This is a genomic window from Pseudocitrobacter faecalis, from assembly GCF_965231525.1.
Taxonomy (GTDB): Bacteria; Pseudomonadota; Gammaproteobacteria; order Enterobacterales; family Enterobacteriaceae; genus Pseudocitrobacter; species Pseudocitrobacter faecalis.
On sequence record NZ_CBDDNJ010000002.1, the window covers coordinates 736,969 to 759,226 of the forward strand.

A 22,258-nucleotide genomic window follows, 5' to 3' on the forward strand; every position below is an offset into this window, starting at 1 on the left:
GCCACAGGGCTGCCGTTTTGCTTGCATTCGAAATCAGGATTGCGTGCTGCTGCTGTTTGCCGCAATGATTTTCGCGACTTTGTCTGCCTGTGCCGTCATTTGCATCTGACGGTACGCATTTTCCATCTTCGGCAGCGCATCACGGGTGGCTTGTGTATCCGGGAAATCGCGCAGCATGTTTTCAACGCGATTCACCACGGCAACCCACGCGCCACGGTCAGTGTAGTAATCAACGACCGACAGCTCGTACTTGGCCAGGCGATCTTTCAGGAACACCAGACGTTTGTTCGCATCCGTGACGTACTGGCTGTTCGGGTAGCCGCGAACCAGCTTAGAGAAGTCATTGAAGGCGTCACGCGCGTGCTGGGGATCGCGGTCAGAACGGTCAACCCCGAAGAAGCCCTGAAGCGCGCTGTCATCCAGCGCCATATTGGTCAGGCCACGCATATACATGACATAATCAATGTTCGGGTGCGTCGGGTTAAGACGGATAAAACGATCAATGGCAGCCTGAGCCAACGGCAGATCGGCATTTTTGTAGTACGCGTAGATCAGATCCAGCTGCACCTGCTGAGAGTACGGGCCAAACGGATAACGGTTATCCAACGCTTCCAGTTGCGTTATCGCTTGTTTCCAGTTACCGTCCTGCAGCTTTTGCTGAGCAGTTGCGTAGATTTCGTTAGGCGGATTATCAGGCACCTCTTCCTTTGAACCAGAGCACCCCGCCAAAGCCAGGCTCAACGTGGCCGCTGCCACCAGATATTTCATGCGCGTCATGACGTTTTGACTTTCCTCAAAATGTTTGTACGGGATATTCGCAGTTCCTGTTCCCGATTAAGACCAGCTACAATAGCACACTATATTAAACGGCGAAGCCGTAAAAACCCAACGTTAACGAAGAAGCTGTATATGGCACAACGAGTAGAACTCACCGCAACGGTCTCCGAAAACCAACTTGGTCAACGCTTAGATCAAGCTTTGGCCGAATTGTTCCCTGATTATTCGCGATCTCGCATAAAAGAGTGGATTCTTGACCAGCGCGTGCAGGTTAATGGTCAAATTTGCGACAAACCGAAAGAAAAAGTGTTGGGCGGCGAGGCTGTCGCGATCAACGCTGAGATTGATGAAGATATCCGCTTTGAACCTCAGGATATCCCGCTGAACATCGTCTACGAAGATGATGACATCCTTGTTATCAACAAACCGCGCGATCTGGTGGTTCACCCTGGCGCGGGTAACCCGGACGGCACGGTGCTGAACGCACTGCTGCATTATTATCCGCCAATTGCCGATGTGCCGCGTGCGGGCATTGTCCATCGTCTGGATAAAGACACCACGGGCCTGATGGTCGTGGCGAAAACCGTTCCGGCGCAAACGCGTCTGGTGGAGTCGCTGCAACTGCGCGAAATCACGCGTGAATATGAAGCAGTGGCAATTGGTCATATGACGGCGGGCGGTACGGTTGAAGAACCGATTAGCCGTCACCCAACCAAACGTACGCATATGGCGGTGCACCCAATGGGTAAACCGGCGGTAACGCACTATCGCATCATGGAACACTTCCGTGTGCACACGCGTCTGCGGCTGCGTCTTGAAACAGGACGTACGCACCAGATCCGCGTGCACATGGCCCATATTACGCACCCGCTGGTGGGCGATCAGGTTTATGGCGGGCGTCCGCGTCCACCGAAAGGCGCGTCGGATGAGTTCATCACTGCGCTGCGTAAATTTGACCGTCAGGCACTGCATGCCACCATGCTGCGTCTTTATCATCCGATCACCGGTATTGAAATGGAATGGCATGCGCCGATTCCGCAGGATATGGTCGATCTTATTGATGCGATGCGCGCCGATTTTGAAGAGCATAAGGACGATGTGGACTGGTTATGACGTCATTGATTATCCCGCAGTGGCCGCAGCCGAAGGGCGTGGCATCCTGTAGTTCCACCCGTAAAGGCGGTGTGAGTCAAGCGCCTTACGATTCTCTGAATCTGGGCGCGCATTGCGGTGATAATCCAGATGACGTAGACGAGAATCGCCGCCGTTTATTTGCGGCGGGCGGCTTACCTGCAAAACCGGTCTGGCTTGAACAGGTTCATGGTAAAGATGTGCTGCGCTTAAGCGGCGGGCCGTATGATTCGAAACGCGCTGACGCGTCTTACAGTAATACGCCAGGCACCGTTTGTGCGGTGATGACTGCCGATTGTTTGCCGGTTCTGTTCTGTAATCTCGACGGAACAGAAGTGGCAGCGGCGCATGCGGGCTGGCGCGGGCTGTGTGAAGGCGTGCTGGAAGAGACTGTCGCCTGCTTTAACGATCGCCCTGAAAATATTATGGCGTGGCTTGGCCCGGCGATTGGCCCGACGGCGTTTGAAGTGGGGCCGGAAGTGCGCGATGCCTTTATGGCGAAAGACCTTCAGGCGAAGAACGCGTTTCGCGCGGCGGGCGAAAAGTACTATGCTGATATTTATCTACTGGCGCGTCAGCGTCTGGGAAATGTCGGTGTGCAGCGCATCTACGGCGGTGACCGCTGTACCTTCAGCCAAAACGATGATTTTTTCTCATATCGTCGCGACCGTACTACAGGTCGTATGGCAAGTTTCATTTGGCTGATATAACCTAAAGAATCAAGACGATCCAGAAGGCTGACTTATTTTTCACATTGAACAGGTCATTAACCTTGAATAATTGAGGGATGACCTCATTTAATCTCCAGTAGCAAAATTGACCTGTTATGGGAGGAATTATGCGTCTGGATCGTCTTACTAACAAATTCCAGCTTGCTCTCGCCGATGCCCAGTCTCTCGCACTGGGGCACGACAACCAATTCATCGAACCACTTCATTTAATGAGCGCCTTACTGAATCAGGAAGGGGGTTCGATTCGTCCTTTGTTAACCACGGCTGGCATTAATGCGGGCCAGCTTCGCACGGCTATCGATCAGGCTTTAAGCCGTTTACCGCAGGTGGAAGGCACCGGCGGCGACGTGCAGCCTTCACAGGATCTGGTACGGGTGCTGAATCTTTGCGACAAGCTGGCGCAAAAACAAGGTGACAACTTTATTTCGTCAGAACTGTTTGTTCTGGCCGCGCTTGAGTCTCGCGGTTCACTGGCCGACCTGCTGAAATCCGCAGGGGCGACGACTGCCAACATTACTCAGGCGATTCAACAGATGCGCGGGGGGGAGAGCGTGAACGATCAAAATGCCGAAGACCAACGTCAGGCATTGAAAAAATATACCGTCGATCTGACCGAGCGAGCCGAGCAGGGCAAGCTTGATCCGGTCATCGGTCGTGATGAAGAAATTCGCCGCACCATTCAGGTGCTGCAACGCCGTACTAAAAACAACCCGGTGCTGATTGGTGAGCCGGGTGTCGGTAAAACGGCGATCGTCGAAGGGCTGGCGCAGCGTATCGTGAACGGCGAAGTGCCGGAAGGGCTGAAGGGCCGCCGTGTACTGGCGCTGGATATGGGCGCGCTGGTGGCCGGGGCGAAGTATCGCGGTGAGTTCGAAGAGCGTCTGAAAGGTGTGCTGAACGATTTGTCGAAACAGGAAGGCAACGTCATTCTGTTTATCGACGAGCTACACACCATGGTGGGCGCAGGAAAAGCCGATGGCGCAATGGACGCCGGGAACATGCTGAAACCGGCGCTGGCCCGTGGTGAACTGCACTGCGTGGGCGCGACCACCCTTGATGAATATCGCCAGTACATTGAAAAAGATGCGGCGCTGGAACGTCGTTTCCAGAAAGTGTTTGTAGCAGAACCGTCCGTTGAAGATACCATCGCGATCCTGCGTGGGCTGAAAGAACGTTATGAGCTACACCACCACGTGCAAATCACCGACCCGGCAATCGTGGCGGCGGCTACGCTTTCGCATCGTTATATTGCCGACCGTCAGTTGCCGGATAAAGCGATTGACCTGATTGATGAAGCCGCGTCCAGCATCCGTATGCAGATTGACTCGAAGCCGGAAGAACTCGACCGACTCGACCGCCGCATCATTCAGTTGAAACTGGAACAGCAGGCGCTGAAGAAAGAGTCCGACGAAGCCAGCCTGAAACGTCTCGATATGCTCAATGATGAGCTGGAAGATAAAGAACGCCAGTATTCGGTATTAGAAGAAGAGTGGAAAGCGGAGAAAGCCTCACTTTCTGGGACGCAAACAATTAAAGCAGAGCTTGAGCAGGCGAAAATCGCCATCGAGCAGGCACGCCGTGTGGGTGATCTGGGCCGGATGTCCGAACTGCAGTACGGTAAAATTCCGGAACTGGAAAAACAGCTGGCGGCCGCGACTCAGTCTGAAGGCAAAACCATGCGACTGCTGCGTAACCGTGTAACGGATGCGGAAATCGCGGAAGTGCTGGCGCGCTGGACCGGGATCCCGGTTGCGCGCATGCTGGAAGGCGAACGTGAAAAACTGCTGCGAATGGAGCAAGACCTGCATAGTCGGGTGATTGGTCAGAACGAAGCGGTGGAAGCGGTATCGAACGCGATTCGTCGTAGCCGCGCAGGGCTTTCCGATCCTAACCGTCCAATCGGTTCGTTCCTGTTCCTGGGGCCGACCGGTGTCGGTAAAACGGAACTGTGTAAGGCGCTGGCGAACTTCATGTTCGATAGCGATGACGCGATGGTGCGTATTGATATGTCCGAGTTTATGGAGAAACACTCCGTGTCTCGTCTGGTTGGCGCGCCTCCGGGATATGTCGGTTATGAAGAAGGTGGCTATCTAACCGAAGCCGTACGCCGCCGCCCTTACTCAGTTATTCTGCTGGATGAAGTTGAGAAAGCGCACCCGGATGTGTTCAACATTCTGCTGCAGGTGCTCGATGATGGTCGTCTGACAGACGGGCAGGGGAGAACGGTCGACTTCCGTAATACGGTGGTGATTATGACCTCTAACCTGGGTTCCGATCTGATTCAGGAACGCTTTGGCGAGCTGGATTACGGTCACATGAAAGATGTGGTGCTCGGCGTGGTTAGTCAGAGCTTCCGTCCGGAATTCATCAACCGTATTGATGAAGTGGTTGTGTTCCATCCGCTGGGTGAAGCGCATATTGCCTCAATTGCGCAGATTCAGCTGCAACGTCTGTACAAACGTCTGGAAGAGCGTGGCTATGAAACGCAGATTTCCGATGAAGCGCTGCGTTTGTTGAGTAAAAACGGTTATGACCCGGTATACGGGGCACGGCCTTTGAAACGCGCTATTCAGCAGCAAATTGAAAACCCGCTGGCGCAGCAAATCCTTTCTGGTGAGCTGGTTCCTGGCAAAACGATACGTCTGGAGGTTAAAGACGATCATATTGTGGCAGTGCAGTAAGTCACAAAAATGCAAAAACGGGCCCTCAGGGGCTCGTTTTTGTTTATAAACCAGGCAAAAATAAGTGAATTGAATGAAAAGTGAGCGAGTGAAAAGTTTTTTGTATTTTATGCTTGCGAGATCTCAATTACGCCCTATAATGCGCCCCCACTGACACGGAACAACGGCACGCAAGCCGCCGGGTCGGCGAGGTTCTTAAGAGAACTTCAGCAGAGAAAAGTGAAATAAAACTTGACTCTGTAGCGGGATGGCTTAATATGCACACCCCGCGCCGCTGAGAAAAAGCGAAGCGGCACTGCTCTTTAACAATTTATCAGACAATCTGTGTGGGCACTCAATGATACGGATTCTTAACGTCGCAAGACGATAAATGAATACCAAGTCTCTGAGTGAACACGTAATTCATTACGAAGTTTAATTCACGAGCATCAAACTTAAATTGAAGAGTTTGATCATGGCTCAGATTGAACGCTGGCGGCAGGCCTAACACATGCAAGTCGAACGGTAACAGAAAGCAGCTTGCTGCTTTGCTGACGAGTGGCGGACGGGTGAGTAATGTCTGGGAAACTGCCTGATGGAGGGGGATAACTACTGGAAACGGTAGCTAATACCGCATAATGTCGCAAGACCAAAGAGGGGGACCTTCGGGCCTCTTGCCATCGGATGTGCCCAGATGGGATTAGCTAGTAGGTGGGGTAATGGCTCACCTAGGCGACGATCCCTAGCTGGTCTGAGAGGATGACCAGCCACACTGGAACTGAGACACGGTCCAGACTCCTACGGGAGGCAGCAGTGGGGAATATTGCACAATGGGCGCAAGCCTGATGCAGCCATGCCGCGTGTATGAAGAAGGCCTTCGGGTTGTAAAGTACTTTCAGCGAGGAGGAAGGTGTTGTGGTTAATAACCACAGCAATTGACGTTACTCGCAGAAGAAGCACCGGCTAACTCCGTGCCAGCAGCCGCGGTAATACGGAGGGTGCAAGCGTTAATCGGAATTACTGGGCGTAAAGCGCACGCAGGCGGTTTGTTAAGTCAGATGTGAAATCCCCGGGCTCAACCTGGGAACTGCATTTGAAACTGGCAAGCTTGAGTCTCGTAGAGGGGGGTAGAATTCCAGGTGTAGCGGTGAAATGCGTAGAGATCTGGAGGAATACCGGTGGCGAAGGCGGCCCCCTGGACGAAGACTGACGCTCAGGTGCGAAAGCGTGGGGAGCAAACAGGATTAGATACCCTGGTAGTCCACGCTGTAAACGATGTCGACTTGGAGGTTGTGCCCTTGAGGCGTGGCTTCCGGAGCTAACGCGTTAAGTCGACCGCCTGGGGAGTACGGCCGCAAGGTTAAAACTCAAATGAATTGACGGGGGCCCGCACAAGCGGTGGAGCATGTGGTTTAATTCGATGCAACGCGAAGAACCTTACCTGGTCTTGACATCCACAGAACTTAGCAGAGATGCTTTGGTGCCTTCGGGAACTGTGAGACAGGTGCTGCATGGCTGTCGTCAGCTCGTGTTGTGAAATGTTGGGTTAAGTCCCGCAACGAGCGCAACCCTTATCCTTTGTTGCCAGCGATTCGGTCGGGAACTCAAAGGAGACTGCCAGTGATAAACTGGAGGAAGGTGGGGATGACGTCAAGTCATCATGGCCCTTACGACCAGGGCTACACACGTGCTACAATGGCATATACAAAGAGAAGCGACCTCGCGAGAGCAAGCGGACCTCATAAAGTATGTCGTAGTCCGGATTGGAGTCTGCAACTCGACTCCATGAAGTCGGAATCGCTAGTAATCGTAGATCAGAATGCTACGGTGAATACGTTCCCGGGCCTTGTACACACCGCCCGTCACACCATGGGAGTGGGTTGCAAAAGAAGTAGGTAGCTTAACCTTCGGGAGGGCGCTTACCACTTTGTGATTCATGACTGGGGTGAAGTCGTAACAAGGTAACCGTAGGGGAACCTGCGGTTGGATCACCTCCTTACCTTAAAGAACCGTTCCTTGAAGTGCTCACACAGATTGTCTGATGAAAAGTAAATAGCAAGGCGTCTTGCGATTGAGACTTCAGTGTCCCCTTCGTCTAGAGGCCCAGGACACCGCCCTTTCACGGCGGTAACAGGGGTTCGAATCCCCTAGGGGACGCCACTTGCTGGTATGTGTGAGTGAAAGTCGCCGACCGTAATATCTCAAAACAGACTGTAAAGTCTTGTTTGAGATATTTGCTCTTTAAAAATCTGGATCAAGCTGAAAATTGAAACGACACACGTTAAGTGTGTTCGAGTCTCTCAAATTTTCGCAACACGGTGGTGTTTTACGAAACATCTTCGGGTTGTGAGGTTAAGCGACTAAGCGTACACGGTGGATGCCCTGGCAGTCAGAGGCGATGAAGGACGTGCTAATCTGCGATAAGCGTCGGTAAGGTGATATGAACCGTTATAACCGGCGATTTCCGAATGGGGAAACCCAGTGTGTTTCGACACACTATCATTACGTGAATACATAGCGTAATGAAGCGAACCGGGGGAACTGAAACATCTAAGTACCCCGAGGAAAAGAAATCAACCGAGATTCCCCCAGTAGCGGCGAGCGAACGGGGAGCAGCCCAGAGTCTGAATCAGCATGTGTGTTAGTGGAACGGTCTGGAAAGTCCGACGGTACAGGGTGATAGTCCCGTACACCAAAATGCATATGCTGTGAACTCGAAGAGTAGGGCGGGACACGTGGTATCCTGTCTGAATATGGGGGGACCATCCTCCAAGGCTAAATACTCCTGACTGACCGATAGTGAACCAGTACCGTGAGGGAAAGGCGAAAAGAACCCCGGCGAGGGGAGTGAAAAAGAACCTGAAACCGTGTACGTACAAGCAGTGGGAGCACCTTCGGGTGTGACTGCGTACCTTTTGTATAATGGGTCAGCGACTTATATTCTGTAGCAAGGTTAACCGAATAGGGGAGCCGAAGGGAAACCGAGTCTTAACTGGGCGTTAAGTTGCAGGGTATAGACCCGAAACCCGGTGATCTAGCCATGGGCAGGTTGAAGGTTGGGTAACACTAACTGGAGGACCGAACCGACTAATGTTGAAAAATTAGCGGATGACTTGTGGCTGGGGGTGAAAGGCCAATCAAACCGGGAGATAGCTGGTTCTCCCCGAAAGCTATTTAGGTAGCGCCTCGTGAATTCATCTTCGGGGGTAGAGCACTGTTTCGGCTAGGGGGTCATCCCGACTTACCAACCCGATGCAAACTGCGAATACCGAAGAATGTTATCACGGGAGACACACGGCGGGTGCTAACGTCCGTCGTGAAGAGGGAAACAACCCAGACCGCCAGCTAAGGTCCCAAAGTCACAGTTAAGTGGGAAACGATGTGGGAAGGCTCAGACAGCCAGGATGTTGGCTTAGAAGCAGCCATCATTTAAAGAAAGCGTAATAGCTCACTGGTCGAGTCGGCCTGCGCGGAAGATGTAACGGGGCTAAACTGTGCACCGAAGCTGCGGCAGCGACACTAAGTGTTGTTGGGTAGGGGAGCGTTCTGTAAGCCGTTGAAGGTGTGTCGTGAGGCATGCTGGAGGTATCAGAAGTGCGAATGCTGACATAAGTAACGATAATGCGGGTGAAAAACCCGCACGCCGGAAGACCAAGGGTTCCTGTCCAACGTTAATCGGGGCAGGGTGAGTCGACCCCTAAGGCGAGGCCGAAAGGCGTAGTCGATGGGAAACAGGTTAATATTCCTGTACTTGGTGTTACTGCGAAGGGGGGACGGAGAAGGCTATGTTGGCCGGGCGACGGTTGTCCCGGTTTAAGCGTGTAGGTTTGCAGACCAGGTAAATCCGGTTTGCTTCAAGACTGAGACGTGATGACGAGGCACTACGGTGCTGAAGTGACAAATGCCCTGCTTCCAGGAAAAGCCTCTAAGCATCAGGTAACATCGAATCGTACCCCAAACCGACACAGGTGGTCAGGTAGAGAATACCAAGGCGCTTGAGAGAACTCGGGTGAAGGAACTAGGCAAAATGGTGCCGTAACTTCGGGAGAAGGCACGCTGATATGTAGGTGAAGCGGTTTACCCGTGGAGCTGAAATCAGTCGAAGATACCAGCTGGCTGCAACTGTTTATTAAAAACACAGCACTGTGCAAACACGAAAGTGGACGTATACGGTGTGACGCCTGCCCGGTGCCGGAAGGTTAATTGATGGGGTTAGCTGTAAGGCGAAGCTCTTGATCGAAGCCCCGGTAAACGGCGGCCGTAACTATAACGGTCCTAAGGTAGCGAAATTCCTTGTCGGGTAAGTTCCGACCTGCACGAATGGCGTAATGATGGCCAGGCTGTCTCCACCCGAGACTCAGTGAAATTGAACTCGCTGTGAAGATGCAGTGTACCCGCGGCAAGACGGAAAGACCCCGTGAACCTTTACTATAGCTTGACACTGAACATTGAGCCTTGATGTGTAGGATAGGTGGGAGGCTTTGAAGTGTGGACGCCAGTCTGCATGGAGCCAACCTTGAAATACCACCCTTTAATGTTTGATGTTCTAACGTAGACCCGTGATCCGGGTTGCGGACAGTGTCTGGTGGGTAGTTTGACTGGGGCGGTCTCCTCCCAAAGAGTAACGGAGGAGCACGAAGGTTAGCTAATCCTGGTCGGACATCAGGAGGTTAGTGCAATGGCATAAGCTAGCTTGACTGCGAGCGTGACGGCGCGAGCAGGTGCGAAAGCAGGTCATAGTGATCCGGTGGTTCTGAATGGAAGGGCCATCGCTCAACGGATAAAAGGTACTCCGGGGATAACAGGCTGATACCGCCCAAGAGTTCATATCGACGGCGGTGTTTGGCACCTCGATGTCGGCTCATCACATCCTGGGGCTGAAGTAGGTCCCAAGGGTATGGCTGTTCGCCATTTAAAGTGGTACGCGAGCTGGGTTTAGAACGTCGTGAGACAGTTCGGTCCCTATCTGCCGTGGGCGCTGGAGAATTGAGGGGGGCTGCTCCTAGTACGAGAGGACCGGAGTGGACGCATCACTGGTGTTCGGGTTGTCATGCCAATGGCATTGCCCGGTAGCTACATGCGGAAGAGATAAGTGCTGAAAGCATCTAAGCACGAAACTTGCCCCGAGATGAGTTCTCCTGAGACTTTAAGTCTCCTGAAGGAACGTTGAAGACGACGACGTTGATAGGCTGGGTGTGTAAGTGCAGCGATGCATTGAGCTAACCAGTACTAATGAACCGTGAGGCTTAACCTTACAACGCCGAAGGTGTTTTGGCGAAGAGACATCGAGAAGTAAGCCTGATAACAGATTAGATTAACCGGCAATAAGCGGGTTAATACAACAGAATTTGCCTGGCGGCAGTAGCGCGGTGGTCCCACCTGACCCCATGCCGAACTCAGAAGTGAAACGCCGTAGCGCCGATGGTAGTGTGGGGTCTCCCCATGCGAGAGTAGGGAACTGCCAGGCATCAAATAAAGCAGAAGGCCATCCGCAGGGATGGCCTTTTTGCGTTAGTGCGAAAAAAGTGCCGGATGGCGGCTGCGCCTTATCCGGCCTGCAAAAGAACAATCCCCGCCGAATGGCACGAATCCGCAGGCCCGGTAAGATCCGCGCCACCGGGCAATACCGCGCGCACAACCCCACCCCAAAATACTCCGCTACAGCTAATCCTAATTTGTTACCTTGCTAACAAAAAACGTGATAGATATCGCAAAATAATTAATAACAATTATATAACATTTCGTTCACTGAAAATTTATCTGCGTGACGAGTTACGCCCGGTAGACAGATAAAAAACCTGCAGCAGGAGCATAATTATAATGACCGAAACCAGCGTAGCCGCCGAGCAGTCGCTCACCGATCATGATACCCGCCGCCGGGTCATGGCCATCGTCGGTGCTTCATCAGGGAACCTTGTAGAATGGTTTGATTTTTACGTCTATTCATTCTGTTCTCTCTATTTTGCCCACATTTTTTTCCCAACCGGCAATACCACAACCCAGTTGTTACAAACGGCAGGGGTTTTTGCCGCTGGCTTTTTAATGCGCCCCATTGGTGGGTGGATGTTCGGTCGTATTGCGGATCGTCATGGGCGTAAAAAGTCGATGCTGATCTCTGTCTGCATGATGTGCTTTGGTTCACTGGTGATTGCCTGTCTGCCGGGATACGACACAATCGGAACCTGGGCGCCAGCTTTGCTACTGCTGGCGCGTTTATTCCAGGGCCTCTCCGTCGGAGGTGAGTACGGCACCAGTGCAACCTATATGAGTGAAGTCGCAGTAGAAGGCCGTAAAGGGTTTTATGCCTCATTCCAGTATGTCACGCTGATTGGTGGTCAATTGCTGGCACTTCTGGTCGTCGTGGTTTTGCAAAACATCCTTAGCAGCGAAGATCTACACAGCTGGGGCTGGCGTATTCCGTTTGCAATGGGCGCGGTGTTAGCGGTTGTAGCGCTGTGGCTGCGTCGTCAGCTGGATGAAACGTCGCATAAAGAAACGCGTACCCTGAAAGAAGCGGGCTCCTTCAAAGGGTTGTGGCGTAACCGTAAAGCCTTCGTCATGGTGCTCGGTTTTACCGCCGGAGGTTCGCTGATTTTCTACACCTTCACCACTTACATGCAGAAGTATCTGGTCAATACCGCCGGGATGGATCCGAAGGTCGCCAGCATCATCATGACTGCCGCACTGTTCGTCTACATGCTGGCCCAGCCGTTGTTCGGCTTGCTCTCTGACAAGATTGGCCGCCGTGCTTCAATGCTCTGTTTTGGTTCACTGGCGACACTATTTACCGTACCGATTCTTTCAGCCCTGCAGAACGTCACTTCTCCATTTGCTGCTTTTGCATTGGTGATGTGCGCTCTGTTGATCACCAGCTTCTATACCTCGATCAGCGGGATCCTGAAAGCCGAGATGTTTCCGGCGCAGGTTCGTGCGTTAGGGGTGGGACTGTCTTATGCGGTGGCGAATGCTTTATTCGGTGGTTCTGCGGAGTATGTCGCACTGTCACTGAAATCATTTGGCGTGGAATCGGCCTTCTTCTGGTACGTCACGGCGATGACGGCGCTGGCTTTCCTGGTGTCGCTGATGCTCCATCGTAAAGGAAAAGGATTACGCCTGTAGGATTAGTGTTGAGCCAGCTGCCACACCGCATAGCCGGTCGTGGCGCCGGCTACATCCCACGCAAAATCTTTCCAGCTCCAGCCGCTCCCTGCCGGGCGGCTATCCCACAGCTCTTTTGATGCGCCCAGGCTCAATGAAAACATCACCCCCAATGCGGCGCTGCGATCGCGGCTCATCCCCTGATGCTGGAAGTATTCGTTTCCGGCAGCAGAGAGCATCGCCGAGCCAATAAAGTGCTGTGCTTTATCCTGCCCCGTCCAGCTGTCGTTTGCCATATGGCTGCAACCGCTCAGAGTGAAAAGCATAAAAAGTGCAATCAGAGGTCTCATGGATCAACACCTGAAAAAAAGCCCCGTACATGAGCGGGGCTGATATTTAAAGGATACGGCTGATAAGGCGGTCGATACGGATGCGTCGCAGACGGCGGATCAGTTTGCGCACTTTTACCGGATAATCGGCGATGCTTTGCAGGTCGCGATAGTGATTAACCACAGTGGTATGGGCGCGAATCAGCTTAAGCTCTTTCTCACGTTTTTCCCGCAGTTTATGTTGCGGATCATGAATAAGCACGGCGTTTTCGAGATCCAGACGCCAGGCGCGCGGGTTAAGGTTGTTGCCGGTCAGCAGCATCCACTCGTCATCCACCCACATCCCTTTCAGGTGATAGCTGTTATCGCCATCTTTCCACAGACGCACAACAAGCTGATCTGTGTTGACGTAATACTGTAAACGGCTAAGGAATCGACGCAGGTTAATTTCATACAGATACGGCAACGCGCCGATAATCTTGAACGGTTCATTTTCCGGGATGAAGAAATCGTTCGCGGTTTTATCGCCAACAATAATTTCGACCTTTTTGCCTTCACGCAGCAGACGAATGATGTTGCGCACGAGTAATGCAGGCAGATTGAAATAGGGGGTGCAAATCGTCAGCTTATGCTCAGCACACGGCATCAGATGGAAAATGGTTTTATTCAGCAGGCTGGTTTTACCCAGGCCAACCAGCGGCGTAACGGAAAGTTGCTCGTCGTCGGCGTTGCCCAGATAATGATATCCCGTATCGCGCAGTTCCTGGCGATAGAGGCGAATATCGTTTTTGATTTCCGGGCTTTTTGGGCGGCAGCTATCATCAAGCCGATTAACGCCGCGGCCATCGACTAAATTTTGTCCTACCCAGTCATACATGATGTCCGCCATTTGCGGGTTACGAATGCACTGATAGCGGTCGTAACGATATTTATCATGCTGATGGAGATAGACATCATTGATGCTCGCGCCGCTGTACAACACGCTGTCATCAATAATAAAGCCTTTGAAATGGAGAACGCCCAGCGCTTCGCGGGTGTTGATTGGCACGCCATACACCGGCACATCCACGCCCGGATTTTCATGCGCCATGCGACAGTACCAGTCGGCGTTGGTATTCGACGCCGCTGCGCCGATACGGCCACGCTGCGCGCGATGCCAGTCAACCAGTACTTTCACTTCCAGCTCAGGGCGTTGACGTTTTGCGTCATACAGCGCCTGTAAAATCGCCTTCCCGGCATCGTCCTGTTCCAGATACAGCGCGACAATGCAGATGCGTCGCGTAGCGCCGGCTATTTTTGCCAGCAGCGCTTCCCGAAATTCGGCAGGCGCATAGAAAAACTCAATATCATCAACTGACTGAGAAAGCTTAGGTAGCTGGGCAAGGTGTTGTTGATGTTTATTACGCTTAAATTTTGACAACATCACAGTGCGTTTCTTCTCTGTTTTAGTGAAGGGTCCTCTGTACCAGGCAGACGACGTAAGCGGTCAATAATACCATCTCTGTCGGTCAAGGGTAGTATTTCCAGCAACTTAGTCATGACTTAGCTTCAGAGACAGGCTGACTATACCGTCTTCAAGCTGGATATCGACATCAAAGCCCAGCTTGCGAGCCAGCGCGATCATCCCACGGTTGTTGGGCATAGTAATGCCGTTTAAGCGTTGCAGACCGTGATCGCGCGTATAGTTGATTAACTTTTCCAGCAATCGTCCACCCAGTCCTAATCCTTTCAGATCGGAGCGCACCAGCACCGCGAATTCAGCATCGATGTTGTCCGGATCGGAAATAGCGCGCGTGACGCCGAGGATCTCCGTCTGTTCAGCCGTGGTGTGTACCGCCACGAAAGCCATTTCACGATCGTAGTCGATCTGGGTCATATTCGCTAAATCATCGTGGGTAAATTCGTTGATCTCGCTAAAGTAGCGGTAATAAAGATCTTCTTTCGTCACCCGGGCGATAAACTGCTGCAACAGCGGCTCATCTTCAGGGAGAATGGGGCGAAACAGACAACGTTCGCCATTTTTCATGGTGACCCACTCTTCAAGCTGCTGTGGATATGGCCTTACCGCCAGGCGGCTTTCGCTGTCGCCTTCAAATGGCGCGATATCCAGCGTCACGTCCAGCGCGGTAAATTCATTGCCGGTGGCCAGTAATGGATGAATATCCAGCCGCTGAATTTCCGGGCAGTCAACAATCAGGTTTGAGACCTGAACCAGCAAACGGCTCAGGCCGGGAATATCCAGCGGCCGCAGTGCGCTGCGTCCTCGAATCTTTTTGCTCTTAATCGCCTGAATCACCAGATAGCGCGCCAGCGTCATGTTCAGCGGCGGCAGAGCGACCACGGCCTGTTCTTCAGGCCGCCACTCCACACCGCCTTCACCCAACATAATCAGCGGGCCGAAGACCGGGTCATGCTCAACCACCACGCGCAGTTCCTGTGCGCCTGCGCGATTCGCCATACTTTGCACCAGCAGGCCGTCGATGCGGGCCTGTGGCCAGGTCATTTTAACGCGATCGAGAATCGCATCCGCCGCCTGTTGCACTTCGGCAGGGGTTCGCAGATACAGCATCACCCCCTGAACTTCCGATTTATGTGGGATATCCGGCGAGCGCAGTTTCAGCGCTACCGGATAACCAATTTGTTCTGCGATATGTACCGCTTCCGCGCTGTCAGCCGCGATCCATGTGGGCAGTGTGTGCATGCCGTAAGCCTGTAATACAGGACGAACTTCATGTGTATCCAACGCACGGATACCGCTATCGATAGCCTGCGCGAGCAGTTCGTGAACCTGCGCCGTGTTGGCCGTTAAATTCTGCGGCAGTGCGGGCGTTTCCCGCAGCTGTTTCTGGTTCCGGCGATACTCCACCATATGCATAAATGCGGTAATTGTGCCTTCCGGCGTACGATAGGTGGGAATGCCCGCGTCGCTGAAGAGGCGGCGTGCCTCGATAGAAGAGTACTCACCACACCAGTTGGTCAGTACGCTGATGTAGTGCCCGCGTGGATGACGTTTAATCGCCTCAATTAACGCCACGGCGCTTTCAGTGCCGGTTGCAGTGGCGCTGGGGGAGTGAATCACCAGCAGCGCATCCAGATCCGGGCTGTCGAGTAACGTATTGACTGCAGCGATATAGCTCTCGATGCTGGCATCATCACGCAGATCCAGCGGATTTCCGGCCTGTACTGAATCTGGCAACCGTTCAGTCAATTTGGCCCGCGTTTCATCGCTCAGCGTCGCCAGCTTACCGTTGCGCGTCCACAGTTGATCGAGCGCCAGCGCTGCCGGGGCGGCACCGTTGCTGATAATCATTAAACGCTCGCCGCGCAAAGGGCGCATGTGGCTTAAGGTTTCAACGGCGGAGAAAAGTTCGTGAGTATCGCGCACGCGCAGAAGGCCGGCACGCTGAATCGCGGCGTCCCAGGCGGGATCCAGACCCGCATTGGCGTGCAGCAGCCGCTGCGCTGCCGGACTGCGTCCGCTCTTAATCACCAGGATGGGTTTATTACGTGAGGCGCTACGGGCGGCGGATACAAAACGTCGGGCGTCACTTAAATTTTCCAGGTAGAGCAGAATGGCGCTGGTTTTACTGTCACGCGCGAGGAAATCAAGCAGATCGTCTACATCGATATCCAGGCTATCGCCGAGCGCAATAAAGTAGGAGAAGCCCATCTCGCGCTGCTGCGCCCAGTCAAGGATGGTATTGGAAACGGCGGCGGACTGTGAAATAAACGCCAGTTTACCTTTACGGATCGGCACCGGTGAAAAACTGGCGTTCAGGCCCTGCCAGGGCGCTAAAAGCCCCAGACTGTTTGGCCCTAAAAGGCGCATCTGATAACGCGCGGCGCAGGCCGCTAATTCGGCAAATTGATCGGGCGGTGAAGAGAGAATGATGCAGGTTTTGCATCCTTTTTCGCCTAACGACTCCAGCAGTTCCAGATTGCGTTTGGCATGTGTGCAGAGTACCGCGAGGTCAGGTGAAAACGGCAGGCTGGCGATAGTCGGCCAGGCCAGAACGCCGAGCACTGCTTTCCAGGTGGGCGTGACGGGCATCACGGGGCCATTAAACCCACCCGCTAACAGATTGCGCATCATCAAAAAACCGGCGCGCTGCGGCTTCATGGATGCGCCAATCACGGCAATCGATTTTGGTCGAAGAAGTGCTTCCAGCCCACGTTGACTCATTCCGGCTTCCCTCAGATATAAGCATCCGTATGAGTCTAAACGCTTTCCTCGCGTTGTGCTGTGATGCTTCCCTTATGCTGGGTTTTTCCTGCCAGATAACGGGTACGAAAACGCGTAAAGTGTTCGCCTAACGCGTGAGCAGCGTCCGTATCGCCCGCCAGATCAAGCAGCGCCATCGCCACTTCGGCGGTACAGTACTGGCCGTCCGCGTGGGCTTCCCGCAGGCCATAGGAGGAAACGCGCGACAAATCGACCGAAATCACCGGGAAGTTATCGAGCCAGGGGCTTTTACGGAACATTTTGCGTGCTTCGGTCCAGGTGCCGTCGAGCATAATAAACAGCGGTGGTTTGCCCAGTTTTGGCGCGGCGATCACTTCCCGCTCCGTTCCGGCATACGATGCCGGGAAAACCACTACCGGCTGATACGCTGGATTGCGAACTAACTCCAGCAGCGCGGCAGGCGGCTCGGTGCGAGACCACTGAAACGCGGCGGTATCGGGAAGGATATCGGCAATCAGGCGTCCCGTGTTACTGGGTTTCATCGGTTCAGTATCGAACATCACCAGACAAAAACGGCTGGTGGCAGAACTGGGTTGCAGGGTTTCGCATAAACACTGTTTAAGCGGCAACAGGCAACGTTGGCAGCGGCGAACACGATTGCCGCGGGCGAGAAAAGGGCGCGTGGCGCGGGCCAGGCGTTCAGCCCGGAGTTGCAGTACAGCGTTTGGATTCATGGCAATAGCGTAGAAAAAAGGCTATTGTCGCAGAGGTGAAAACGGGGCACAAGATGCGCCCCGTGGATGTTATGCTTCCAGAGCTTCGTTAAGCCAGCTCTCGAACGGCGCTTTCGGTACCGCGCCATTGAGCATGTCGATCATTTCACCATTTTTGAAGATCATAATGGTCGGGATGCTGCGAATGCGGAAACGGGCGCTGAGCTCGCGCTCGGCCTCGGTATTTACCTTCACAAAGCGCATTTTGCCGCTGCGTTCTTCCGCCACATCTTCAAAAATCGGCGCAAAATTGCGGCACGGGCCACACCATGGCGCCCAGAAATCAATAACGACAGGCAGATCGTCTTTCAGCAGCTTGTCCAGCGTGGCGTCGGTGGCGTTGATCACATCGCCATCAAACAGATCATGACCACAGCGTCCACATTTCGCCGCATCGTTTACACGATCTTCAGGTATGCGGTTAACAGCCTGACAGTGGGCACAAACGGTATTCATAACTAACCTCTGGGTAGTAGGGTTGCTGATCGGCGAGGTCGCCGGATGTTTCTGTAATGTTACATATTATCGATGAGACTGTTTTATTCGACAATGCGGTTTACTCAATGAGTACAATAGTCACCGTCTTTGATATGAAGTAATGGCTATGCGCTACTACATCAGGTAATCTGCGCGCTTCGCGCAGCGCAGGTGGAGAAAAATATGAGCGACGAACTGAAGAACAAAACCGGCAAAGTCAAAGTGATGTATGTCCGCAGTGACGATGACTCGGATAAACGCACCCATAATCCGCGTACAGGAAAAGGCGGTGGCCGTCCTGGTACACGTGCCGAAGGTGGTCGCCGTCCTGCCCGTGACGACAGAAAAGGCCCGAACCGTGAACGCAGCCGCGATCGTGACGAGCGTGGTGAACGCGATAGCTCACCGTGGCGCACGGTTTCCCGCGCACCGGGTGATGAGACCCCGGTAAAAGCCGATCACGGTGGCATCAGCGGTAAAAGTTTTATTGACCCGGAAGTCCTGCGTCGCCAGCGTGCGGAAGAGACGCGCGTTTACGGTGAAAACGCCTGCCAGGCGCTGTTCCAGAGCCGACCGGACGCCATTGTACGCGCCTGGTTTATCCAGAGCGTAACGCCGCGCTTTAAAGAAGCGCTGCGCTGGATGGCAGCAAACCGCAAAGCCTACCACGTGGTTGATGAAGAGGAACTGGCGAAAGCGTCCGGAACCGAACACCACGGCGGCGTATGCTTCCTGATCAAAAAACGCAGCGGCACGTCCGTACAGGATTGGGTCGCTAAAAGTGGTGACACCGATTGTGTGCTGGCGCTGGAAGATGTCGGCAACCCACACAACCTGGGTGCGATGATGCGTAGCTGCGCGCATTTCGGTATTAAAGGCCTGCTGCTGCAGGACGCTGGCGTGCTGGAGTCCGGTGCGGCAATTCGTACCGCAGAAGGTGGCGCTGAGCACGTTCAACCGATCACCGGCGATAGCTTTATTGGTGCGCTGGATGATTTCCGCAAAGCGGGTTACGCCATCGTGACCACCTCCAGCCACGCGGGTACGCCGCTGTTTAAAGCTGAGCTGCCGAAGAAGATGGTGCTGGTGTTAGGTCAGGAACGTGATGGTTTGTCTGATGCAGCACTCTCAAGCGCTGATCTGAGTGTATCCATCGAGGGTACCGGTGCGGTGGAAAGTCTGAACGTCTCCGTGGCAACCGGCGTACTGCTGAGCGAATGGTGGCGTCAGAATAAAGCCTGAGCGTAAGCACAAAAGAATGCCAGCATTACGCTGGCATTCTTTTACTCGCTTTCTGCCGGCAGCATCGGCATCCAGTCGATGGGCGCTTCACCGCGCTGCGCCAGCCATTCGTTAGCCTGCACAAAGTGGTTGCAGCCAAAAAAGCCGCGATGAGCCGAAAGCGGTGACGGATGTGGGGCTTTCAGCACGCGATGACGCTGCGCATCGATAATCGCGCCTTTTTTCTGGGCATGCGATCCCCACAATAAAAATACCACCCCTTCCCGGTGTTCATTAATCAGGCTGATCACTTTATCAGTAAAGGTTTCCCAGCCGAGGCTGGCGTGAGAATGCGCCTGACCGGCACGCACCGTCAGCACGGTGTTAAGCAGCAGTACACCCTGACGCGCCCAGCTTTCAAGATAGCCATGCGCAGGGCGGGTAAAACCTGGGATTGATCCTTCCAGCTCTTTATACATGTTCAGCAAAGATGGCGGCGTGGCGATACCTGGACGAACAGAGAAAGCCAGACCGTGCGCCTGACCCGGCCCGTGGTAGGGATCCTGACCTAAAATCACTACTTTCACATCACTCAGTTCGGTGAAACGAAAGGCGTTAAACACATCTTTCTGCGGCGGGTAAATTGTTGTGCCTGCCTGGCGCTCTTTCGCCACCGTTGCCAGCGTGTTCAAAAAATAGGGTTGTTGCTTCTCGTCGGCCAGCACATCGTGCCAGGTTAAAAGGGCGCTCATCTCGCTCTCCTGGAAATTGTCATGCACAGTAGCTTAACTGCTTCTTTCTCCAACACAAAACCGCGCAGGATAAAAACCACGCTCAGCGTAAAAAAAGTTGAAAATTTACAGAGAAAATTTGGCGTTATCGCTCGGCGTAACTTGATATAAAACAAGTAAATTAGTGTATGACCACTTTTGTGGTGTGGTTTTTATTGATTTAAATCAAAGAATGCGGGGTGTTTGAGGGGTATATATACACTCAAGCAACAATGGTTTTACCAATTGGCCGGGAACTGGCCGGTTAAACGAATACGAATAGCCTAAGGGAGGCATCAAATGATTACTGGTATTCAGATTACTAAAGCCGCTAACGACGACCTGCTGAATTCTTTCTGGCTGCTGGATAGCGAAAAAGGGGAAGCACGCTGCCTGGTTGCCAAAGGTGGTTATGCAGAAGATGAAGTGGTTGCTGTGAAAGCGCTTGGCGATATCGAATATCGTGAAATCCCGGTTGAAGCGAAACCAGAAGTTCGCGTCGAAGGTGGTCAGCACCTTAACGTTAACGTTCTGCGTCGCGAAACCCTGCTGGACGCGGTTGAACATCCGGAAAAATATCCGCAGCTGACCATTCGTGTTTCAGGCTACGCGGTACGCTTTAACTCCCTGACGCCGGAACAGCAGCGCGACGTTATCGCACGTACTTTCACTGAAAGCCTGTAAGTTTTCAGAGGCAGGAAATAAAAACGCCGGGGAGACCCGGCGTTTTTTTTACTCTTCTGTCGACTGCGGTTCAGCTCCGCTTGGCTTACGACGCTTACCGACATTCTTCGCATCGCGATGGCGTACTTTCACGCGCGGCTTGTCTTTCTCTTTTTTCTTCTCAGCACGTTTTGCCAGCACTTTCTTCGACGGTTTACCGGTCATTTTTGCACTAGGCGCACGCGTCGTTGGGCGCAGCCCATCGATGACGCGCGCTTTCAGCGGCTCCTCGATGTAGCGACCAATTTTCTGCAGCAGCAGGTGGTCATGCGCTTCAACCAGAGAAACCGCCGTACCTTTACGGCCCGCGCGGCCGGTACGGCCAATACGGTGCAGGTAAGTATCGCCGGTGCGCGGCATATCGAAGTTGATCACGTGGCTGACATCAGGAATATCGATACCGCGTGCGGCAACATCGGTCGCAACCAGTACATTTACGCGGCCTTCCGTCAGACGCTTGATCCCTTCGGTACGCTTGATCTGTGCCATTTCGCCTTCGAGATAACAGTTGTTGATCCCGGCGGCACGCAGCATCTCGGCAAGCTCATGCACACGCTCACGTTTCCGTACAAAAACAATAGCGCGTGTCATCTCTTCTTGTTTCAGAAGATGCTTGAGAAGCTCGACCTTGTGCTCCAGGTTATCTGCACGGTAGTACCACTGGTGAATTTTCTTACGTTCACGAGTGGACGGGTTCGCAGAAACCTCAACCGGATCTTCCAGCAGACGCTCGGCAAAATCCTTAATCGCATCGCCTTCAAGCGTGGCGGAGAAGAGCAGCGTCTGTTTACGCCAGCGGGTTTCACCGGCAATGTGTTCGATATCCTGCGCAAAGCCGAGATCCAGCATCCGGTCAGCTTCGTCAAGAATTAAGGTCTCGACGGCGCGGCAGTCAAAGTTTTCTTCTTTAATGTACTGCAACAGGCGACCGGTGGTGGCAACCACGATATCCTGGTTTTCGCTGAAGACTTCAGCGTGGTTCATGTACGCGACACCGCCGGTAATGGTGGCGATATCGAGATGGGTATTTTTGGCCAGCTCGCGCGCGTGGTCTGCCACCTGCATCGCCAGTTCACGCGTTGGCGTCAGGATCAAGATGCGCGGCGGGCCGGATTTTTTGCGCGGGAAGTCGAGCAGATGCTGCAACGCAGGCAGCAGATACGCCGCTGTTTTACCGGTGCCGGTGGGCGCAGAACCCAAAACATCACGTCCATCGAGCGCAGGCGGAATGGCGGCAGCCTGGATGGCAGTCGGGCGTGTAAAGCCTTTGCTCTGGAGGGCGTCCAGCAGGCTTTCATCAAGTTCAAGTTCGGAAAAAGTCGTTACAGTCATTGTCTACCTCAGTGTGAGGCGCTGATTATAGACGTTACGGCTCTAATCTTCAT

At 53.4% G+C, this 22,258-nt stretch carries 14 protein-coding genes, 1 tRNA gene and 3 rRNA genes; 10 read left to right on the forward strand and 8 right to left on the reverse strand.

What is annotated here, in order from left to right; all coding sequences use genetic code 11:
• Window positions 1–33: 33 nt before the first annotated feature.
• A complete protein-coding gene (gene bamD / locus ACOXYR_RS04175; RefSeq protein WP_015963371.1) occupies window positions 34–777 on the reverse strand; it encodes an outer membrane protein assembly factor BamD in 744 nt (247 codons plus the stop codon).
• 132 nt (window positions 778–909) lie between these two features.
• Between bamD and rluD the strand changes: the two genes are divergently transcribed.
• The 8 genes from rluD (at window position 910) to ACOXYR_RS04215 (ending at window position 12,418) form a co-directional block, all read left to right on the forward strand.
• Window positions 910–1,890: a 23S rRNA pseudouridine(1911/1915/1917) synthase RluD gene (gene rluD / locus ACOXYR_RS04180; RefSeq protein ID WP_108477041.1), complete on the forward strand. Its 981-nt coding sequence runs from the start codon at window positions 910–912 to the stop codon at window positions 1,888–1,890.
• Window positions 1,887–2,618, forward strand: coding sequence for a purine nucleoside phosphorylase YfiH (yfiH, locus tag ACOXYR_RS04185; protein WP_108477042.1), 732 nt, complete (start codon window positions 1,887–1,889; stop codon window positions 2,616–2,618). The genes rluD and yfiH overlap by 4 nt, the downstream gene beginning before the upstream one ends.
• Window positions 2,619–2,746: 128 nt before the next feature.
• Window positions 2,747–5,320 (forward strand): ATP-dependent chaperone ClpB, encoded by a 2,574-nt coding sequence (gene clpB, locus ACOXYR_RS04190; RefSeq protein WP_189623995.1) that lies wholly within the window; start codon window positions 2,747–2,749, stop codon window positions 5,318–5,320.
• A 436-nt stretch (window positions 5,321–5,756) separates the two neighbouring features.
• Window positions 5,757–7,298 (forward strand): 16S ribosomal RNA (locus ACOXYR_RS04195).
• An 85-nt stretch (window positions 7,299–7,383) separates the two neighbouring features.
• Window positions 7,384–7,459: transfer RNA gene (locus ACOXYR_RS04200), tRNA-Glu, on the forward strand.
• 190 nt (window positions 7,460–7,649) lie between these two features.
• Window positions 7,650–10,553, forward strand: a 23S ribosomal RNA gene (locus ACOXYR_RS04205).
• A gap of 97 nt (window positions 10,554–10,650) precedes the next feature.
• Window positions 10,651–10,766, forward strand: a 5S ribosomal RNA gene (gene rrf / locus ACOXYR_RS04210).
• Together the 16S, 23S and 5S rRNA genes with 1 tRNA gene alongside form the textbook arrangement of a ribosomal RNA operon.
• A 353-nt stretch (window positions 10,767–11,119) precedes the next feature.
• Complete coding sequence (locus tag ACOXYR_RS04215; RefSeq protein WP_108477196.1) at window positions 11,120–12,418, forward strand: MFS transporter; 1,299 nt, start codon at window positions 11,120–11,122, stop codon at window positions 12,416–12,418.
• Between the two features lie 2 nt (window positions 12,419–12,420).
• Here the strand turns inward: ACOXYR_RS04215 and ACOXYR_RS04220 are convergent, their stop codons facing one another.
• The 5 genes from ACOXYR_RS04220 to trxC form a co-directional block, all read right to left on the reverse strand.
• On the reverse strand, window positions 12,421–12,747 hold the full coding sequence (locus ACOXYR_RS04220) for a YfiM family lipoprotein (RefSeq protein WP_108477197.1): 327 nt from the start codon (window positions 12,745–12,747) through the stop codon (window positions 12,421–12,423).
• Between the two features lie 46 nt (window positions 12,748–12,793).
• Window positions 12,794–14,149, reverse strand: coding sequence for a CDP-diacylglycerol--serine O-phosphatidyltransferase (gene pssA / locus ACOXYR_RS04225; RefSeq protein WP_108477198.1), 1,356 nt, complete (start codon window positions 14,147–14,149; stop codon window positions 12,794–12,796).
• Between the two features lie 108 nt (window positions 14,150–14,257).
• Window positions 14,258–16,909, reverse strand: coding sequence for a bifunctional acetate--CoA ligase family protein/GNAT family N-acetyltransferase (locus tag ACOXYR_RS04230; RefSeq protein ID WP_421355708.1), 2,652 nt, complete (start codon window positions 16,907–16,909; stop codon window positions 14,258–14,260).
• A 35-nt stretch (window positions 16,910–16,944) separates the two neighbouring features.
• On the reverse strand, window positions 16,945–17,643 hold the full coding sequence (gene tapT / locus ACOXYR_RS04235) for a tRNA-uridine aminocarboxypropyltransferase (RefSeq protein ID WP_421355709.1): 699 nt from the start codon (window positions 17,641–17,643) through the stop codon (window positions 16,945–16,947).
• Between the two features lie 69 nt (window positions 17,644–17,712).
• Window positions 17,713–18,138 (reverse strand): thioredoxin TrxC, encoded by a 426-nt coding sequence (trxC, locus tag ACOXYR_RS04240; protein ID WP_108477201.1) that lies wholly within the window; start codon window positions 18,136–18,138, stop codon window positions 17,713–17,715.
• Between the two features lie 204 nt (window positions 18,139–18,342).
• Here trxC and ACOXYR_RS04245 point away from each other — a divergent pair, with 204 nt between their 5' ends.
• On the forward strand, window positions 18,343–19,401 hold the full coding sequence (locus ACOXYR_RS04245; protein ID WP_113857824.1) for a tRNA/rRNA methyltransferase: 1,059 nt from the start codon (window positions 18,343–18,345) through the stop codon (window positions 19,399–19,401).
• 41 nt (window positions 19,402–19,442) lie between these two features.
• On the opposite strand, the gene ung is transcribed toward ACOXYR_RS04245, so the two are convergent.
• Window positions 19,443–20,132: a uracil-DNA glycosylase gene (gene ung / locus ACOXYR_RS04250; protein WP_407731458.1), complete on the reverse strand. Its 690-nt coding sequence runs from the start codon at window positions 20,130–20,132 to the stop codon at window positions 19,443–19,445.
• Window positions 20,133–20,450: 318 nt separating this feature from the next.
• Here ung and grcA point away from each other — a divergent pair, with 318 nt between their 5' ends.
• On the forward strand, window positions 20,451–20,834 hold the full coding sequence (gene grcA, locus ACOXYR_RS04255) for an autonomous glycyl radical cofactor GrcA (RefSeq protein ID WP_015963383.1): 384 nt from the start codon (window positions 20,451–20,453) through the stop codon (window positions 20,832–20,834).
• A gap of 48 nt (window positions 20,835–20,882) precedes the next feature.
• On the opposite strand, the gene srmB is transcribed toward grcA, so the two are convergent.
• Window positions 20,883–22,205: an ATP-dependent RNA helicase SrmB gene (gene srmB / locus ACOXYR_RS04260; RefSeq protein ID WP_113857825.1), complete on the reverse strand. Its 1,323-nt coding sequence runs from the start codon at window positions 22,203–22,205 to the stop codon at window positions 20,883–20,885.
• Between the last annotated feature and the right edge of the window lie 53 nt (window positions 22,206–22,258).